The sequence below is a fragment of the Bordetella petrii genome, from assembly GCF_017356245.1.
GTDB classification, from domain to species: domain Bacteria; phylum Pseudomonadota; class Gammaproteobacteria; order Burkholderiales; family Burkholderiaceae_B; genus Bordetella_A; species Bordetella_A petrii_D.
Map to the genome: position 1 here is coordinate 32752 of NZ_JAFMZZ010000004.1, position 17269 is coordinate 50020.

The following is a 17269-nucleotide window of genomic DNA, read 5'->3' on the forward strand; positions in this document are numbered from 1 at the left end:
TTCCTGAACGTAGGCCCGGTCGCAAGGGGCCGGCATGGCCGACCAGGAAGGAAATGCCTGAAAAAGGGTAATAATTTCAAAATTACCCTATTTTTCCCATTGTTCACCCCATTTCCAGGCCCAACTCAGGGCAAAGACAAATGGCAAGGGAACGGCACTCAAGGGACAACGGCCCTATCCAGAAAAGGAAAAGGCCGTTCTGCCCACGCGCTGCTGCGATACCCGGCCAAACCGTCTCTATGCTGTGCCGCTGCCCTCCGCAGCACTCAGATAGTCCGCCCAGTCCTGCAACAGCGTCCTTCTCTGATCCAGCAGCAGCGCCTTGTTGTACGTCGCCCGCACCTTGTTGCTTTCCACGTGGGCAAGCTGCCGTTCAATTGCATCAGGCCGGTATCCGGTCTCGTTGGCCCAGGTCGAAAAGGTCGTCCGCCAGCAATGCGGCGTCGTGCCCCGGCCCAGGTTCATATCTCGCAACCGATTGGGCGTGGTGAAGCCCTTGCCGCTCCGGTGTGGGAACAGATAGCGCCCACCACCCGTGATGCACTGCAAATCCTTCAGCACGGCAATAGCCTGCGCCGACAACGGGCTGACATGGTCACGTCGCGCTTTCATCTTTACCGCAGGCCGACGCCACAGTGCATCCTCAAAGTCGAACTCATCCCACTCGGCATCCGCCGCTTCCCCTGGACGGCAGGCGGTCAGCGCAATCAACCGCAGGCATAGCGAGGTTTCCGGATAGCCCCGGTAGCCGCGCAACTCCTGATAGAACTTCTGGATTTGCTCTCGCGTCATCGCCGCCTTGCTCTCGCTGAACGGCACGCGCAGCAGCCCGCGCAGGCTGGGGATTGGATTTGCCTCGACCAGCCCACGCACCACCGCGAATTCGAAGATGGCTGAAAGATCGCCTTTGACATGGATGGCCGCCCACGCGCCATGGGCCTTGCACTCCTCCAGCAATGGGCGAATCTGCTTCACGCCAATGTCGCTCATCGGCAACCCATCAAACTTCGGCGACAGGTACTTCCTGATCCTCGATTCTTTCGTCCGGTAGGAACTGAGCGCAAAGACAGGCTTGATCTCCGCCAGGTAAGCCTGCGCCACCTTGGCGAACGAGCTTTCACGGACGCGTTTGCGTTCCTCCAGCACTTCCAGGTTGCGCTGCTTGATCTGTTGCCGCTCATGAGCAGGATGGATGCCTTGCTTGACCAAGGCACGCGCCTTCTCGCGGGCCGCACGCGCCTCCGCGAGGCTTACTTGAGGAAAGCTGCCAATGGCAAAGAGGTTCTCCTTGCCTTGCAGGCGGTACTTCCACCGCCAGAGCTTGCCGCCGGTAGGCTTGATCAGCAGGAACAGGCCCCCGCCGTCTGAAAGTTTCCAATCTCGATCAGTCGATTTGGCCGACCTGACTTTGAGGTCGGTGAGTAGATTTTCGGGCATCGTTGGACTCCACTGCGGGGAGATGTACCCCCACGGTTGAACACGAGTACCCCCAACGCTACCCCCGAATTTTCTGGACCTCGATGAACAATAGGAACGCCCAGCAGACCGTATTTTTTATGCAACCCATTGATTTCAAATGGGCTAGCCTGTCCACCAAGCGCTACTGAACGCCACCGAGATCCAGCAAAAACCGTCAGACGTTAAACAAAAAGTTCATCACGTCCCCATCCTGCACCACATACTCCTTGCCTTCCGCCCGCATCTTCCCCGCTTCTTTCGCGCCCTGCTCACCCTTGCAGGCAATGTAATCATCGAAAGCAATGGTCTGCGCGCGAATAAAGCCGCGTTCGAAGTCGGTATGGATGACGCCGGCGGCCTGCGGCGCGGTGGCGCCGATGGGAACCGTCCAGGCGCGCACTTCTTTCACGCCCGCGGTGAAATACGTCTGCAGGCCCAGCAGCTTGAAGGCGGCGCGGATCAGGCGGTTCAGGCCGGGTTCGTCCATGCCCATGTCGGCCAGGAAGGCCTGGCGGTCTTCGTCGGGCAGGTCGACGATTTCCGATTCGATGGCGGCGCAAATGGCCACTACCGGCGCGTTGCGCGAGGCCGCGAATTCGGTCAGGCGGTCCAGCAGCGGGTTGTCGGTGAAGCCGTCGTCGCTGACGTTGCCCACGTACATGGCGGGCTTGGCGGTGATGAAGCACAGTTGCTTGATCAGCGCGCTTTCTTCATCGCTAAGGTCGATGGACCGCACCGGCTTGGCCTGGTTGAGCGCCGCAATGCATTTTTCCAGCGCGGCCACCAGGCGCTGGGCTTCCTTGTCGCCCGAACGGGCGGTCTTGGAATGGCGGTGCAGGGCTTTTTCGGCGGTCTGCAGGTCGGCCAGCGCCAGTTCGGTTTCGATGACTTCGATGTCGGCGATGGGATCGACCTTGCCGGCCACGTGGATGACGTTGGGGTCTTCGAAGCAGCGCACCACGTTGACGATGGCGTCGGTTTCGCGGATGTGCGACAGGAACTGGTTGCCCAGGCCTTCGCCCTGGCTGGCGCCGGCCACCAGGCCGGCGATGTCCACGAATTCCACCGTGGCCGGCAGGATGCGCTCGGGCGAGACAATATCGGCCAGCTTCTGCAGGCGCGGATCGGGCACTTCCACCACGCCCACGTTGGGTTCGATGGTGCAGAAGGGGTAGTTTTCCGCCGCGATGCCCGCGCGGGTCAGGGCGTTGAAAAGCGTCGATTTGCCCACGTTCGGCAGGCCGACGATGCCGCATTGCAGAGCCATGGAAATTCCTCAGTAATCAAGACGGGGATTGTAGCCGCCCGGGCCGGCCCGGGCCTCTGGCCCGGATCAGCCCTGCCCCAGCGCCAGCACCGCCATGATCAGCAGCATGGGGCCGGCATTGAAAAGGCTGTGCAGCGCCATGGACGCGCCGATGCCGCGCCGCACGCGGATCCAGCCCAGCACCAGGCCGGTGGCCCACTGCGGCAATATCAGCAGGGGCAGCATCCAGTAGGCCGTGCCGGCCAGTTCGAAATTGTTCAGGTGCACCACCGCGAAGGCCAGCGACGACAGGTGGTAGACCCGGCCGAAGTGCATCAGGTAATGGCGGCGCCAGCCCATCTGCCAGTGCACGCGCGCCACCCGGGCGCGCCGCAGCGGCAAGCAGGCCAGCAGCACCACCGCGGCCGCCCACGCCAGCGTCCAGCCGTGCACGCCCCACAGCAGCGGCGGCAAAATGGCCGGGCACACCCACAGGGCCTGCCTGGGGCGGCGCAGGCCGTAGCGGAACAGCATTTCTTCGATCAGCGGCGCCCACAGCACCGCGGTCAGCCAGGGAATGGCGGACGGATCCATGCGGTGCACGGCGCCGCCGGCGCCGGCCGCGGTTACCGCAATAGGCCCCAGCGCGAAGAAGTTCAGGCCCCACAGCACGGCCGCCCACGCCAGCAGCCGGCGCAGCGGCACATCGGGCAGCCAGTCGTTGCGCAGCCCGCTGCGCGAGCGCCGGCCGGGCAGGCGGCGCAGGTCCGGGGCGAACAGAAAGCGCCAGAAATCGGCCAGTTCGTCCCGGAAACGCAGCTTGGCCGCCGATGCCGTGGGCATGCGGGTCAGGCCCCGTTGCCGCTGTGCAGCTGGCGCGTGGCCAGGGCGAAGTCGCCGTCCAGCATGGCCGGCACCACGGCGCGGCAGCGGTGGATGACCTCGTCGATGGCGGGCTGCTCGTCGCGGCGCGGCGGGTGCAGCACGAAGTCGGCCACCTGCTGGGCCAGGCCCAGCGTGCGGGGGTGGCCGATGCCGATGCGCAGGCGCCAGAAATTGGGGCTGCCCAGCGCGGCCTGGATGTCTTTCAGGCCATTGTGGCCGGCATGCCCGCCGCCCTGCTTCAGCTTGACCTGGCCGGGCAGCAGGTCCAGCTCATCGTGCAACACCAGCACCTGCTCGGGCGCCAGCTTGTAGAAGCGCGCCAGCGCGCCCACGGCCTGGCCGGAACGGTTCATATAGGTAATGGGCTTGACCAGCAGCACGCTGTCGCCCGCATGCCGCGCCTTGGCCACCATGCCGAAAAAGCTTTTTTCCAGCGCGAACGTGGCGCGCAGGTCGTCGGCCAGGTGGTCGGCCAGCCAGAAGCCGGCGTTGTGGCGGGTGGTTTCGTAGTCGGGCCCTGGGTTGCCCAGGCCCGCGATCAGGCGGATGGCAGTAGACATGATGGGCATGTTTAAAACACAAAAAACCCTGCGCATGCAAGCCGCACGCGCAGGGTTTCGACGTGGCCCCGATGGGAATCGGGCGCCGCGGGCTTAGGCAGCGGGGGTTTCCGCGGCCGGGGCGTCGCCTTCGTCGTCAGCGGCGGCGGCACCGCCGCCCTTGACCAGGGCCGAAGCCAGCACCGGGTCGGCCTCGCTGCCGTGGGCCACATAGGTGACGCCCTTGGGCAGCTTGACATCCGACAGGTGCACCGAGCCGCCGCCCAGCAGATTGCCCAGGTCGACTTCGATGAACTGGGGCAGCGCGGCCGGCAGGCAGGTGATTTCCAGCTCGGTGACCACGTGGCTGATGACGGCGCTGCTGAGCTTGACCGCGGGCGAGTTTTCGCCGTTGATGAAGTGCAGGGGCACCTTGGTGTGCAGGGCCTGGTTGGCGTCGACGCGCTGGAAGTCCACGTGCAGGACTTGCGGCTTGTAGGCGTGCCATTGAACCGAACGCAGCAGCACGGCTTCTTCCTTGCCGTCGAGCTGCATCTGCAGGATCGAGGCGTGGAATTCTTCCTTGCGCAGGGCGTGGTAGATCTCGTTGTGGTCGAGGTCGATGTTCAGGGGGGCAGCCGTACCGCCATAAACGATGGCGGGAACGCGGCCCGCGCGGCGCAGGCGGCGGCTCGCACTCGAACCCTGGACGCTACGCGCAGTGGCATTGAATTTCATGGATGACTCCAGACAATCTGGCAGCCGCAAGGCTGCCGGTTAAGTGGCACGGCGCGCGACATGCGCACCGTGTTGTTCGCCCGTCTGCCGCGACCAGCAGGCAGGCAAATACGGAAATTCGGGCTGGCGCCGGGTTCAGTCGACGAACAGCGAGCTGACCGATTCGGCGTTGGAAATGCGCAGAATGGTCTCGCCCAGCAGTGCCGCGCACGACAGCTGGCGGATTTTACCGCTGGCCTGGCCTTGCTCGGACAGCGGGATGGTGTCGGTGACGACGAGTTCGTCGAGTTCCGACGCTTCGATGCGGTCGATGGCGCCGCCCGACAGCACGGGGTGCGTGCAATAGGCGTAAACGGCGCCGGCGCCGCGGTCTTTCAGGGCCTGCGCCGCCTTGCACAGCGTGCCGGCGGTGTCGACCATGTCGTCCATGATGATGCAGGTGCGGCCGTCGACTTCGCCGATGATGTTCATGACTTCGGACACATTGGCGCGCGGGCGGCGCTTGTCGATGATGGCCAGGTCGGCCTCGAGCTGCTTGGCCAGCGCGCGGGCGCGCACCACGCCGCCGATGTCGGGCGACACGACCACCAGGTTCGAGAAGTTGCGGCGCCAGATGTCGCCCAGCAAGATCGGCCCGGCGTAGATGTTGTCGACCGGGATGTCGAAGAAACCCTGGATCTGGTCGGCGTGCAGGTCCATGGTAAGCACGCGGTCGACCCCGGCCACCTGCAGCATGTTGGCCACGACCTTGGCCGAGATGGCCACGCGCGCCGAACGCGGGCGGCGGTCCTGGCGGGCATAGCCGAAATACGGGATGGCGGCGGTGATGCGGCCCGCCGAGGCGCGGCGCAGGGCGTCGACCATCACCATGATTTCCATCAGGTTGTCGTTGGTGGGCGCACAGGTGGGCTGCAGCACGAAAACGTCTTTGCCGCGCACGTTCTCGTTGATCTCGACCATGACTTCGCCATCGGAGAAACGGCCAACCGTCATCTTGCCCAGGGACATGTCGAGGTGGTTGACTACATCCACGGCCAGGCGCGTGTTGGCCGTACCCGTGAAGATCATGAAGCTGTCGTTTGCCATGATGGAAGCTGCGATGGTCGTTTAGGACGCGAACGTGTGCTGCAGCCGGAAAACCGGCAAATAAAAAAAGCTGCTGAACCGTGGCCAGTGTCTGACAGGCGCGTTCAACAGCTTTTTTATTGATATTTGGTGGCTGGGGAGGAAGGATTCGAACCTTCGCATGCCGGAATCAAAATCCGGTGCCTTAACCAGCTTGGCGACTCCCCAACTATCTTGCGATCCAGTTCCGCAACGGATGCTCGGCCAACCCGGGACATGCCCGCACTAACCGGAACCCTGGCTGCGTGTGGCCGGTAGTTTCACCGGCGACGCGCATTGTAGCGGTAATTTCCTGCTGCGCCAAAACGGCCTGCTGCATGGTGGCGTACTGGGCGAACAAACACGCGCCAGACCCCGACATGCGGGCGTGTATGCCACGCCCCGACAGCCACTGCGCAGCCCGTAGAACTTCAGGGTAGCGCCGGTAGACCACCGGTTCCAAGTCGTTTCTGCCAAAAAGCCCCTGGCCGCGCTTTGCGCCAGAACCTTGCGAAGCAAGAAAGTCGGCTATTGTGACTGAAGGTGTGTCCCGTGTCAAATCTGGGTCGGCAAAAATGCCGGCCGTGGGCACGCTGGCGTCGGGCTGGGTGACCAGGTAGGCCGCGGGCGCCAGGTCCAGCGGCGCCAGCAGCTCGCCCACGCCTTCGGCGAAGGCCGGCTGGCCGAACACGAACACCGGCACGTCGGCCCCCAGCGGCAGCGCCAGCGCCATCAGTTCGCGGCGCGACAGTCCGGTGCCCCACAGGCGGTTCAGCGCGATCAGGGTGGAGGCGGCGTCGCTGGATCCGCCGCCCAGCCCGCCGCCCTGCGGAATGCGTTTTTCCAGGGTGATGACGGCGCCCTGCCGGGCGCCGGTGGCCTGCTGCAGGGCGCGCGCCGCGCGCAGGGTCAGGTCGTGTTCGGGCGGCACGCCGGGCAGGTCGGCGGCGCGCTCGATGCGGCCATCGGCGCGCGCCTCGAAATGCAGGGTGTCGCACAGGTCGATGAAGCGGAACACGGTTTGCAGCAGGTGGTAGCCGTCGGGCCGGCGCCCCACCACGTGCAGGAACAGGTTCAGCTTGGCCGGCGCGGCAACGTCGTACAGCATGGCCGGCGGTCAGGGCTGGCTGACGGCCAGCCGCACCACAATGCGGCGCCCCGGCTCGGTGCGCTGCAGTACCAGCAGGCCCGGGCCCAGGTCGTCGTAGCGCGACAGGCGCGCCTGCCAGCCGTCTTGTTCGAACGATACCGGGCGGCCCTGGCCATCGCGCTGCAGCTTGCCGGCCGGCGCGTCGTCGGCCACCTGGCCGCGCAGCCAGTCGCGCAGGCCCGAGACCGGCACCGGGCTGCCCAGCGCCTCTTCGACCAGTGCGTCGGGGCTGCTGGCTTGCAGCACCGTGCCGTCGGCCTTGGTCAGGGTGGCATGGCCGGGCCCGCCTTCCACGCGGGCTTCGGTAGAGCCCAGCGGATTGGTGAGATCGAGCTGGTAGCGGCGGCCGTCGTCGCGCCAGGTGAAGCCGCCCTGCACGGCCTGCTGCTGGCCCGAGGTTTCGGTCATGGTGATGGCGAAGCGGCCGCCGCGCGAGAAAGCGCCTTCGGCCGTGCCAGAAGGGGCATCGGGCACGCTGGCGCAGGCGGCCAGCAGCGCGCACAGCCCTGCCGCCAGCCCGCCGCGCAGCCGCCGGGCCGCCCGGCGCGCGGCGCCCGCCGCACCCATCACAGCTTGACCCCCAGCCGCTTGGCGGTATCAAGCAGCGTTTCGTTCTTGGGGTCTTTCTTGAAGCCGGCATGCAGCATTTCTTCGGCCTGCTGGCGCTTGCCTTCGGCCCACAGCACTTCGGCCAGGTGCGCGGCGATATCGGCCTCGGGGCGCTGCGCGTAAGCGCGCGACAGGTATTCGGCCGCGGCCTGCTTGTCGCCCATGCGGAATTTCACCCAGCCCATGCTGTCCAGGATGAACGGGTCGTCGGGCTGCAGTTCGAGCGCCTGCGTGATGAGGTCGAGCGCCTCTGGCAGGCGCTGGTTGCGGTCGGCCAGCGTGTAGCCCAGCGCGTTGTAGGCGTGGGCGTGATCGGGATCCAGCGCGATGACCTGGCGCAGCTGCGTTTCGAGTTCGTCGTAGCGGCCCTGGCGTTCGTACAGCATGGCCAGTTCGTATTTGATCTCGACCGTGTCGGGCTGGGCCTGGTTGGCGGCCTCGAGCGTGGCCACGGCCTGGTCGACGCGGCCGGCGTCGCGCAGGATCTGGGCCTTGGTCAGCACGCCCTGCACCTGGTCGTCTTCGTCGTGCGGCTGGGCGGCGTCGACCATGGCCAGGGCTTCGTCGATGCGGCCCTGCTTGGCGCGCAGCGCGGCCTGGCGCATCTGGGCCGAATAGCGCAGCGAGGGGTCGTCGATCTGGCCGAGCTGGGCGATGGCCTCGTCGTAGCGCCCCTGGTCTTCGGCGATGCGCGACAGCAGCACGCGCGCGTCGGCCTCGGCGGCGCCGGCATCGGTGGCGCCCGGCGTGATGGCCGCCTGGCGCTGGTTCTGCACGTCGAGGTACTGTTCAAGCAGGGTGCGCGCCTGGTCTTTGCGGCCGGCCTTGTAGGCCAGCTGCGCCTGCATGAACAGCAGGTCGAAGTCTTCGGGCGAGCGGCGCGACATGGCCTGCAATTCGGCCAGGGCGCTGTCGTAGTCGCCCCGGTCGGCCATCTGGCCGGCCAGCAACAGGTGCAGCTTGCGCGCGTCGGGGTGCTTGGCCAGGAAGGCGCGCGCCTCGGTTTCGGCGCGCTGCGGGTCGATGCGGGCGCCGTATTCCAGCACGCGCTGGGCGGCGGCCTCGGAACTCGGGGCGGCCACCAGGGCGGCGCGGGCCTCTTCGGCGGCGCGGTTGTAGTCGCCCGAGGCCTGGGCCACGTCGGCCAGGGCCAGGTGCGCCTCGGGCAGCTTGCGCACCGCGGGGCTGAGGGATTCATCGAGGATGCGCAGCGCCAGCCGGCGGTCGTTCAGGCGGCCCAGCACGCCCAGCGCCTGGGCGATGGCGGTCGGCTTGTCGGCCGATGCGTCGATGCGCGTGCGCAGCGCGGCGGCCAGGCCGGCAGTCTGGCCGTTGGCGGCCGCCAGCGCCAGTTCGGTGGACGAGGCCTCGACGTCGCCCGGCGCCAGCTTCGACCACTGGCGCGCGGCGTCCAGCGCGCCGGGCAGGTTGCCGCCGGCCAGCTGGAATTCGAGGGCGCGCCGCGCCAGCCGCGGGTCGCCGGTTTCGCGCGCCAGGTTCACCAGCGTAGAGGCTGCCGTGCTGTACATGCCGCGCTGGGCGGCGATTTCAGAGGCCAGCACCCGATAGAAGATATCGGCGGTAAGCGTGACCAGCGGCGTCTGGCCGGGGCGCAGGCGGATGACCTGGGTTTCGGGCGTGCGCGGCTGCGGCACCAGGCGCGGCCCCGTGGCATCGCCCGGAACCCGGTCGGCCGCCAGGGCCGGCAAGGACTGCAAACCCGCCAGCGCCAACGCCAGCACGGTAACGACGGAATGAACTTGTTTAAGCGACGACTTCACGCGGCCTGTCCGGTTGATGGCACAATCATCTGTACACGTAATCAGTCATCTTACACTGGCTCATGCCGGAACTCCCCGAAGTCGAAACCACCCGCCGCGGGATCGATGCCGTCATTACCGGCAAGACGCTGCGCCGGCTGCTGGTGCGCGAATCGCGCATGCGCTGGCCCATCCCCGCCGACCTGCCCGGCCTGCTGTCCGGCCGCACCGTGCTCGAATGCGCGCGCCGCGGCAAGTACCTGCTGCTGCGCTTCGAGCACGGCACGCAGATCGTGCACCTGGGCATGTCGGGGTCGCTGCGCAGCGTGCCGGCCGGCGAGGCGCCGCGCAAGCACGACCACGTCGACTGGATCTTCGACCACGCCACCTTGCGGCTGCACGACCCGCGGCGCTTCGGCGCGGTGCTGTGGCATCCCGAAGCGGCCGGACCGGTTGCCGCCCATCCGCTGCTGGCGCGGCTGGGCATCGAGCCCTTCGACCCGCGCTTCGACGGCGCCTGGCTGCACAGCCAGTTCCGCAATCGCGCCATCGCCGTCAAGCAGGCCCTGCTGGCCGGCGACGCGGTGGTGGGCGTGGGCAATATCTATGCGTCGGAAAGCCTGTTCCGCGCCGGCATCGACCCGCGCACGCCGGCGCGGCGCATTTCGCTGGCGCGCTGCGCGCGGCTGGCCGACATGGTGCGCGCCACCCTGGCCGACGCCCTGGCCTCGGGCGGCAGCACGCTGCGCGACTACGTGGGCGCCAGCGGCCAGCCGGGCAGCTATTTCGAGATCCACGCCGCCGTCTACGAACGCGCGGGCCTGCCCTGCCGCGTCTGCGGCACCCCCATCCGCCGGCTGGTCCAGGGCCAGCGCGCCACGTACTACTGCCCCGCCTGCCAGCGGCGCTAAACACCGCCCCCTTGGTGTCAGGCTCCCGCAGGTGCCTGACACCGCACGACTGAGACAGCCGGAGCACACAGCGGCGTCAGGCACCTTCGGAGCCAGACACCTGGCGCGGGGAATCGCGCCCCTGGAATTCGTTTATAGCAAACGTATTGCATAACAACGAATCACCAGCTATATTTCCCTCATTGCCGCGGCCCCGCCGCGGCCTGCCCCATTACAGACAGGAGACACCGTGAGCAAGCAATTCGCCTCGCACGCCGACCTTGCCGACAAAGTCGTATCGTTCGACAAGCTGTCCGACAACGCCTATGCCTACACCGCCGAAGGCGACCCCAACACCGGCGTCATCATCGGCGACGAAGCCGTCATGGTGGTGGACACGCAGGCCACGCCCGTCATGGCGCAGGACGTGATCCGCCGCATCCGCGAAGTTACCGACAAGCCCATCAAGTACATCCTGCTGTCGCACTACCACGCGGTGCGGGTGTTCGGCGCGTCGGCCTACAACGCGCAGGAAATCCTGGCCAGCCGCGACACCCACGACCTGATCGCCGAGCGCGGCGAGCAGGACAAGGCCAGCGAGATCGGCCGCTTTCCGCGCCTGTTCCGCAACGCCGAATCGATTCCGCCCGGCCTGGTGTGGCCCACCATGACGTTCCAGGGCGCCATGACGGTCAACCTGGGCAACCTGGAAGTGCACCTGCTGCAGGTGGGCCGCGGCCACACCAAGGGCGACACGATCGCCTGGCTGCCCGAACAGAAAATCCTGTTCGCCGGCGACCTGGTCGAATACCAGTCCACGCCCTACTGCGGCGACGCCTATTTCCGCGACTGGCCCGCCACGCTGGACGCGCTGGCCGGCTTCAACGCCGAGAAAATGGTGCCCGGCCGCGGCCCGGCGCTGAAGAACGCCGCCGAAGTGCGCCAGGGCCTGGCCGGCACGCGCGCCTTCCTGACCGACCTGTACAGCGCCGTGAACCGCGGCGTGGCCGACGGCAAAGACCTGAAGACCATCTACCGCGAGGTGTACGACTTCATGCGCCCGCGCTACAGCGACTGGGTCATCTTCGACCACTGCATGCCGTTCGACGTGTCGCGCGCCTACGACGAGGCCACCGGGTACGATGATCCGCGCATCTGGACGGACAAGCGCGACCTGGAAATGTGGAAACAGCTGGAAGGCTGAGCCGCTTTCCGCAATACGTTGTGCAGGCCGCGCCAGCGCTCCCCAGAGAGCGCGGCGGCGCGCCGTGGCGAGCCGCGTCTCGCCCTCAGGAGACAATGCGTGACCGATATCGATTACCAGGCGCTGGAGTTCGCCTACCAGAAACACGCCGACCAGTCGTGCCCGGCGCCCGCCTCGCATCGCGTGGTGGTGGTGGGCGCGGGCCCGGTGGGCCTGACCACCGCGCTGGACCTGGCGCAGCGCGGCGTGCGCGTGGTGGTGCTGGATGACGACTACCGCCTGTCCACCGGTTCGCGCGCCATCTGTTTCGCCAAGCGCACCCTCGAAATCTGGGACCGCCTGGGCGTGGGCCAGCGCATGGCCGGCAAGGGCGTGTCGTGGCACGTCGGCAAAGTGTTTTTCCGCGACCAGGAAGTCTGGCGCTTCGACCTGCTGCCCGAGCCGGGCCACCGCCGCCCCGCTTTCGTGAACCTGCAGCAATACTATGTGGAAGGCTTTCTGCACGAGGCCGCCTGCGCGCATCCGCTGATCGACCTGCGCTGGAAAAGCAAGGTGGTGGGGGTGGAGCAGCGCCCCGGCGGCGTGGCGCTGTCGGTGGAAACGCCCGACGGCCCCTATGCGCTGCAGGCCGAATGGCTGATCGCCTGCGACGGCGCGCGCTCGCCGGTGCGCAAGCTGCTGGGCCAGGAAAGCCATGGCCGCGTCTTCAAAGACCGCTTCCTGATCGCCGACGTCAGAATGACGGCCGACTTCCCGGCCGAGCGCTGGTTCTGGTTCGACCCGCCCTTCCATCCCAACCAGTCGGTGCTGCTGCACATGCAGCCCGACAATGTCTGGCGCATCGATTTCCAGCTGGGCTGGAACGCCGACCCGGTCGAGGCCGTCAAGCCGGCCAACGTGCTGCCGCGCATCCGCGCGCTGCTGGGCGCCGATACGCAGTTCGAGCTGGAATGGGTCAGCGTGTACACCTTCGCGTGCGAGCGCATGGACGCCTTCCGCCATGGACGCGTGGTGTTCGCGGGCGACGCCGCGCACCGGGTGTCGCCCTTCGGCGCGCGCGGCGCCAACAGCGGCGTGCAGGATGCCGAGAACCTGGCCTGGAAACTGCAGGCCGTGCTGGACGGCGCGGCGCCCGAGTCGCTGGTCGACACGTATGCCGCGGAGCGCGAGCAGGCGGCCGACGAAAACCTGCTGAACTCGACGCGCTCCACCGATTTCATCACCCCCAAAAGCGAGGTCAGCCGCAGCTTCCGCAACGCGGTGCTGAACCTGGCGCGCGAGCACCCCTTTGCGCGTGCGCTGGTCAACAGCGGGCGGCTGTCGCTGCCCAGCGTCTATGCGGATTCGCCGCTCAATACGCCGGACACCGAGGCCTATGCGGGACGCCTGGCCCCCGGCGCGGTGGCGCTGGACGCGCCGGTACGCGCGGCCGACGGCAGCGACGCCTGGTGGCTGTCGTACCTGGACGGCCGCTTTGTGCTGGCGCTGTTCTGCGGTGGCCGGCAGCCCGACGGCGCAACGCTGCAAGCCTTGCGCGGCCTGGCCGGCGGCCGCGTGCCGCTGCGCATCGTGCTGGTGGGCGACGGCAGCGCCCCGCTCGAAGCCGCGCCCGGCATCGACGTGGCGCACGACCACCAGGGCTGCCTGGTGCAGCGCTACGACGCCCGCCCCGGCACCTGCTATCTGCTGCGGCCCGACCAGCACGTGGCGGCGCGCCGCCGCGCCTTCGACGCGCCGGCCATCGCCGGTGCGCTGGCGCGCGCCCTGGGCCATGCCTGAAGGAACCGACACCATGCCCTTGATCATCGACACCAACCTGCCGGCGCCGGATGCGTTCTACGAAGCGCTGATCGACACGCACCGCGACCTGAGCGATACCCAGAGCGCGGAACTGAACGCCGCCCTGATTTTGCTGCTGGCCAATCACATCGGCGACATGGACGTCATCCGCGATGCGCTGGCGCGCGCGCGAAGTTCGGTGCTGCCCGGCGCCGCGCCCTGATCAGGCGGCGTCGGCGAACGTATCCAGCACCAATGCGCGCAGCCACTGGCTGCCGCTGTCGCGATGGAAGCGCCGGTGCCAGTACAGATTGGTCTGCAGCGCCGGCACCCGCACCGGCGGCGTCAGCATGCCCAGCTGGAAATACGGCGCCGTGCTGGCCGCCAGCTTGCGCGGCACGGTGGCCAGCAGATCGGTAGTGGCCACGATGTACGGCACCGCCGAAAAATGCGGCACGCTGAAATTCGATTCGAGCGCCACGCCGGCTTTTTCCAGCGACTGGTTCACCTGCCCGTAGGGCGCGGCGCGCGACACCACCAGGTGGCTCTCGGCGCGGAACGCCTTCAGCCCCATGCCTTCATGGGCCGTGGGATGGCCGCGCCGGAACAGCGTGGCGTAGCCCTGGCGGAACAGCATGCGCTGCATGATGCCGCTGCCCAGGTCTTCGAAGGCGCCGATGGCCAGGTCGACCCGGCCCGCATCCATTTCGCGGCGCAGGTCGGCGCCCGCCAGGCGCAGCGAATCGATGCGGATCGCCGGCGCATGGCGCGCGCATTGCTCCATCAGGCGCGGCATGAAGTGGATCTCGCCCACGTCCGACATGGCGATGCGGAAGCGCCGCTGGCTGTCGGCGGGACGGAAGTCCTGGGTGGCCTCGAGGGTGTGCGACAGCAGCGCCAGGGCTTCGCCCACCGGCCCGCCCAGGCGTTCGGCCTGCGGCGTGGGCTGCATGCCCTGCGGCGTGCGCACGAACAGGTCGTCGCCCAGGGCGGTGCGCAGGCGCCGCAACGCGTTGCTGACGGCGGGCTGCGACAGGTCCAGGCGCCGCGCCACGGCCGAGATATTGCGCTCTTCCAGCAAGTGCTGGAACACCACCAGCAGGTTCAGATCGATATTGCGAAGTTCGGCCATGCAGGTTCCCGCGGTAGTTGCCAGGTATTCATGAAATTTATAGTCGATATTTTTGTATTCCCATAGCCATGGGCAGGCTTTTTTCCGAAAATAGGGTTTGCCTGCCGCGCGCCCCAAGACGCGCGTTCCCCAAGAGAGAGACGCCATGCCCCTGCAATACCAACCCGGATTCGGCAACGACTGGGCCACCGAGGCCCTGCCCGGCGCATTGCCGGCCGGCCGCAATTCCCCGCAGCGCTGCCCATACGGCCTGTATGCCGAACAGCTGTCGGGCACGGCCTTTACCGCGCCGCGCGCTGAGAATCGCCGCTCGTGGCTGTACCGCATCCGGCCCGCGGCGCAGCACCGCCCGTTCGAGCCGTTCGGCGGCGCGGCGCGCTGGCTCAGCGAATTCGGAAGCGCCCCGGTCACGCCCAACCAGTTGCGCTGGAGCCCGTTGCCCCTGCCCCAGGCGCCCACCGATTTCATCGAAGGGGTGCAGACCTGGGGCGGCAACGGCGGGCCGGGCGAACACGGCGGCGTCGGCATCCACCTGTACGCGGCCAACCGTTCCATGCAGGGCCGCTTTTTCTATAACGCCGACGGCGAACTGCTGATCGTGCCGCAGCAGGGGCGGCTGCGCCTGGCCACCGAACTGGGCGTGATCGAGGTCGAGCCCCTGGAAATCGCCGTGATTCCGCGCGGCGTGCGTCTGCGCGTCGAACTGCCCGACGGACAGGCGCGCGGCTACATGCTGGAAAACTTCGGCGCCGCGCTGCGCCTGCCCGAACTCGGCCCCATCGGCTCGAACTGCCTGGCCAACGCGCGCGACTTCCAGACCCCGGTGGCCTGGTACGAAGACGTGGAAGGCGACTTCGAACTGATCGCCAAATTCACCGGCGGCTTCTGGCGCGCCGCCATCGGCCATTCGCCGCTGGATGTGGTGGCCTGGCATGGCACGCACGCCCCCTACAAGTACGACCTGCGCCATTTCAACGCCATCGGCTCGATCAGTTTCGACCACCCCGACCCTTCCATTTTCACGGTGCTGACCTCGCCGTCGGACACCCCCGGCACGGCCAATATGGATTTCGCCATCTTCCCGCCGCGCGTGCTGGCCATGGAAGACACGTTCCGGCCGCCCTGGTTCCACCGCAATGTGGCCAGCGAGTTCATGGGGCTGATCCACGGCGTGTACGACGCCAAGGCCGAAGGCTTCGCGCCCGGCGGCGCCAGCCTGCACAACTGCATGAGCGGGCACGGCCCCGACGCCGGCACCTTCGAAAAAGCCACCGCCGCCGACACCCGCCAGCCGCATTACATCCGCGATACGATGGCGTTCATGTTCGAAACGCGGCGCGTCATCCGCCCCACCGCGCAGGCGCTGGCCAGCGCGCAATTGCAAGACGACTACTACCAATGCTGGCAAGGGCTGAACAAGCACTTCAATCCAGCCCAACCCTGACCCACCACCGCCCATGACCACTTTGAACGAAACCCACGACGCCGCCCTGACCAGCTGGGTAGCCAGCGCCAACGACGGCGCCACCGGCTTCCCGGTGCAGAACCTGCCTTACGCGGTGTTCCGCCGCCGCGGCTCGCAAGAAGCCTTCCGCCCCGGCGCAGCCATCGGCGACCGCATCGTCGACCTGTCCGCCCTGGCGGGCCTGAATGTGTTCGACGGCCAGGCCGCCGAAGCGCTGGCCGCCTGCACGGGCGACAGCCTGAACGCCTTGATGGCGCTGGGCCGCGCGCACTGGAGCGCGCTGCGGCTGGCGCTGTCGCGCGCCCTGCGCAGCGGCTCGCCCCTGCAGGCGCGCATCGAGCCGCTGCTGGTGGCGCAGGCCGACGCCGAATACACCACGCCGGCCCGCATCGGCGACTACACCGATTTTTATATCTCGCTGCACCACGCCACCTCGGTGGGCAGGCAGTTCCGCCCCGACAACCCGCTGCTGCCCAACTACAAATGGGTGCCCATCGGCTACCACGGCCGCGCCTCCAGCCTGGGCGTGAACCAGCGCTTTCCGCGCCCGGTGGGCCAGACCCGCCCCGCCGCCGAAGGCGAAGCCCCGCAGTTCGGCCCGTGCAAGCGGCTCGACTACGAGCTGGAACTGGGCGTGTTCGTCGGCCAGGGCAACGCGCAGGGCGAGCGCATCGCCCTGGACCAGGCCGACAACCACATCTTCGGCCTTTGCATCCTGAACGACTGGTCGGCGCGCGATATCCAGGCCTGGGAATACCAGCCGCTGGGACCCTTCCTGTCCAAGAATTTCGCCTCGACCATCTCGCCCTGGATCGTCACCCTGGAAGCGCTGGAACCCTTCCGCGCCGCCTGGACCCGCCCGGCCGGCGACCCGCAGCCGCTGCCGTACCTGTCGTCGGACGCCAACCGCGCGCAGGGCGCCTACGACGTGCAGATGGAAGTCCTGCTGGCCACCGAGGCCTCGCGCGCCGCCCAGCATGCGCCGGCCCACCTGTCGGCCAGCAATTTCCGCGACGCCTACTGGAACATCGCGCAATTGATCGCGCACCACACCGTCAACGGCTGCAATCTGCAGCCGGGCGACCTGCTCGGCACGGGCACGCTGTCGGGCCCCAACCCCGACGAAGCGGGTTCGCTGCTGGAACTGTCCCAGGGCGGCAAAACGCCGATCGACCTGCCGTGGGGCGAACAACGCACCTTCCTGCAGGACGGCGACCAGATCATCATCCGCGCGCACTGCCAGAAGCCGGGCTACCCGCGCATCGGATTCGGCGAATCGTCCGGCACCGTGCTGCCCGCGCGCTGAAACC

At 67.5% G+C, this 17269-nt stretch carries 15 protein-coding genes, 1 tRNA gene and 1 pseudogene; 6 read left to right on the forward strand and 11 right to left on the reverse strand.

What is annotated here, in order from left to right:
- Positions 1-237 precede the first annotated feature (237 nt).
- From J2P76_RS18290 to J2P76_RS18335, 10 genes and pseudogenes are all read right to left on the reverse strand, one after another.
- Positions 238-1437: a tyrosine-type recombinase/integrase gene (locus J2P76_RS18290; RefSeq protein ID WP_207409286.1), complete on the reverse strand. Its 1200-nt coding sequence runs from the start codon at positions 1435-1437 to the stop codon at positions 238-240.
- A 196-nt stretch (positions 1438-1633) separates the two neighbouring features.
- Positions 1634-2725 carry a redox-regulated ATPase YchF gene (gene ychF, locus J2P76_RS18295; protein ID WP_207409287.1) on the reverse strand — a complete coding sequence of 364 codons (1092 nt, stop codon included), beginning with the start codon at positions 2723-2725 and terminating at the stop codon, positions 1634-1636.
- Between the two features lie 66 nt (positions 2726-2791).
- Complete coding sequence (locus J2P76_RS18300; RefSeq protein ID WP_207409288.1) at positions 2792-3547, reverse strand: CPBP family intramembrane glutamic endopeptidase; 756 nt, start codon at positions 3545-3547, stop codon at positions 2792-2794.
- A 5-nt stretch (positions 3548-3552) separates the two neighbouring features.
- Positions 3553-4149 carry an aminoacyl-tRNA hydrolase gene (gene pth, locus J2P76_RS18305; RefSeq protein WP_207409289.1) on the reverse strand — a complete coding sequence of 199 codons (597 nt, stop codon included), beginning with the start codon at positions 4147-4149 and terminating at the stop codon, positions 3553-3555.
- 93 nt (positions 4150-4242) lie between these two features.
- Positions 4243-4866: a 50S ribosomal protein L25/general stress protein Ctc gene (locus J2P76_RS18310; protein WP_207409290.1), complete on the reverse strand. Its 624-nt coding sequence runs from the start codon at positions 4864-4866 to the stop codon at positions 4243-4245.
- Between the two features lie 135 nt (positions 4867-5001).
- Positions 5002-5952 carry a ribose-phosphate pyrophosphokinase gene (locus tag J2P76_RS18315; protein ID WP_006227587.1) on the reverse strand — a complete coding sequence of 317 codons (951 nt, stop codon included), beginning with the start codon at positions 5950-5952 and terminating at the stop codon, positions 5002-5004.
- Positions 5953-6082: 130 nt separating this feature from the next.
- Positions 6083-6159, reverse strand: a tRNA-Gln gene (locus J2P76_RS18320).
- 1 nt (position 6160) lies between these two features.
- The gene (gene ispE / locus J2P76_RS18325) at positions 6161-7078 is read right to left on the reverse strand and encodes a 4-(cytidine 5'-diphospho)-2-C-methyl-D-erythritol kinase (RefSeq protein ID WP_207409291.1); all 918 of its coding nucleotides are present in this window, start codon (positions 7076-7078) and stop codon (positions 6161-6163) included.
- Positions 7079-7087: 9 nt separating this feature from the next.
- A complete protein-coding gene (lolB, locus tag J2P76_RS18330) occupies positions 7088-7687 on the reverse strand; it encodes a lipoprotein insertase outer membrane protein LolB (protein WP_207409292.1) in 600 nt (199 codons plus the stop codon).
- Positions 7687-9574, reverse strand: a pseudogene (locus J2P76_RS18335) (tetratricopeptide repeat protein). The gene lolB and the pseudogene J2P76_RS18335 overlap by 1 nt, the downstream one beginning before the upstream one ends.
- Here J2P76_RS18335 and mutM point away from each other — a divergent pair.
- The 4 genes from mutM (at position 9573) to J2P76_RS18355 (ending at position 13585) form a co-directional block, all read left to right on the forward strand.
- Positions 9573-10400 carry a bifunctional DNA-formamidopyrimidine glycosylase/DNA-(apurinic or apyrimidinic site) lyase gene (gene mutM, locus J2P76_RS18340; RefSeq protein ID WP_207409294.1) on the forward strand — a complete coding sequence of 276 codons (828 nt, stop codon included), beginning with the start codon at positions 9573-9575 and terminating at the stop codon, positions 10398-10400. The pseudogene J2P76_RS18335 and the gene mutM overlap by 2 nt on opposite strands.
- A 229-nt stretch (positions 10401-10629) precedes the next feature.
- Positions 10630-11583 (forward strand): MBL fold metallo-hydrolase, encoded by a 954-nt coding sequence (locus tag J2P76_RS18345; protein WP_207409295.1) that lies wholly within the window; start codon positions 10630-10632, stop codon positions 11581-11583.
- Between the two features lie 99 nt (positions 11584-11682).
- Complete coding sequence (locus J2P76_RS18350) at positions 11683-13362, forward strand: FAD-dependent oxidoreductase (protein WP_207409296.1); 1680 nt, start codon at positions 11683-11685, stop codon at positions 13360-13362.
- Between the two features lie 13 nt (positions 13363-13375).
- Positions 13376-13585: a DUF2783 domain-containing protein gene (locus J2P76_RS18355; protein ID WP_207409297.1), complete on the forward strand. Its 210-nt coding sequence runs from the start codon at positions 13376-13378 to the stop codon at positions 13583-13585.
- Here the strand turns inward: J2P76_RS18355 and J2P76_RS18360 are convergent, their stop codons facing one another.
- The gene (locus J2P76_RS18360; RefSeq protein ID WP_207409298.1) at positions 13586-14494 is read right to left on the reverse strand and encodes a LysR family transcriptional regulator; all 909 of its coding nucleotides are present in this window, start codon (positions 14492-14494) and stop codon (positions 13586-13588) included.
- Positions 14495-14639: 145 nt separating this feature from the next.
- On the opposite strand from J2P76_RS18360, the gene hmgA reads away from it, so the two are divergent.
- Positions 14640-15938, forward strand: a complete 1299-nt coding sequence (hmgA, locus tag J2P76_RS18365; RefSeq protein ID WP_207409299.1) for a homogentisate 1,2-dioxygenase — start codon at positions 14640-14642, stop codon at positions 15936-15938.
- Positions 15939-15951: 13 nt separating this feature from the next.
- A complete protein-coding gene (fahA, locus tag J2P76_RS18370; RefSeq protein ID WP_207409300.1) occupies positions 15952-17265 on the forward strand; it encodes a fumarylacetoacetase in 1314 nt (437 codons plus the stop codon).
- Positions 17266-17269 lie beyond the last annotated feature (4 nt).

Bases quoted from the DNA above. Each gene is read 5' to 3' on its own strand.
- hmgA (WP_207409299.1), top strand. From the start codon at position 14,640: ATGCCCCTGCAATACCAACCCGGATTCGGCAACGACTGGGCCACCGAG.
- mutM (WP_207409294.1), top strand. From the start codon at position 9,573: ATGCCGGAACTCCCCGAAGTCGAAACCACCCGCCGCGGGATCGATGCC.
- fahA (WP_207409300.1), top strand. From the start codon at position 15,952: ATGACCACTTTGAACGAAACCCACGACGCCGCCCTGACCAGCTGGGTA.
- J2P76_RS18360 (WP_207409298.1), bottom strand. From the start codon at position 14,494: ATGGCCGAACTTCGCAATATCGATCTGAACCTGCTGGTGGTGTTCCAG.
- pth (WP_207409289.1), bottom strand. From the start codon at position 4,149: ATGTCTACTGCCATCCGCCTGATCGCGGGCCTGGGCAACCCAGGGCCC.
- J2P76_RS18315 (WP_006227587.1), bottom strand. From the start codon at position 5,952: ATGGCAAACGACAGCTTCATGATCTTCACGGGTACGGCCAACACGCGC.
- lolB (WP_207409292.1), bottom strand. From the start codon at position 7,687: ATGGGTGCGGCGGGCGCCGCGCGCCGGGCGGCCCGGCGGCTGCGCGGC.
- J2P76_RS18300 (WP_207409288.1), bottom strand. From the start codon at position 3,547: ATGCCCACGGCATCGGCGGCCAAGCTGCGTTTCCGGGACGAACTGGCC.
- J2P76_RS18310 (WP_207409290.1), bottom strand. From the start codon at position 4,866: ATGAAATTCAATGCCACTGCGCGTAGCGTCCAGGGTTCGAGTGCGAGC.
- ychF (WP_207409287.1), bottom strand. From the start codon at position 2,725: ATGGCTCTGCAATGCGGCATCGTCGGCCTGCCGAACGTGGGCAAATCG.
- J2P76_RS18355 (WP_207409297.1), top strand. From the start codon at position 13,376: ATGCCCTTGATCATCGACACCAACCTGCCGGCGCCGGATGCGTTCTAC.
- J2P76_RS18290 (WP_207409286.1), bottom strand. From the start codon at position 1,437: ATGCCCGAAAATCTACTCACCGACCTCAAAGTCAGGTCGGCCAAATCG.
- ispE (WP_207409291.1), bottom strand. From the start codon at position 7,078: ATGCTGTACGACGTTGCCGCGCCGGCCAAGCTGAACCTGTTCCTGCAC.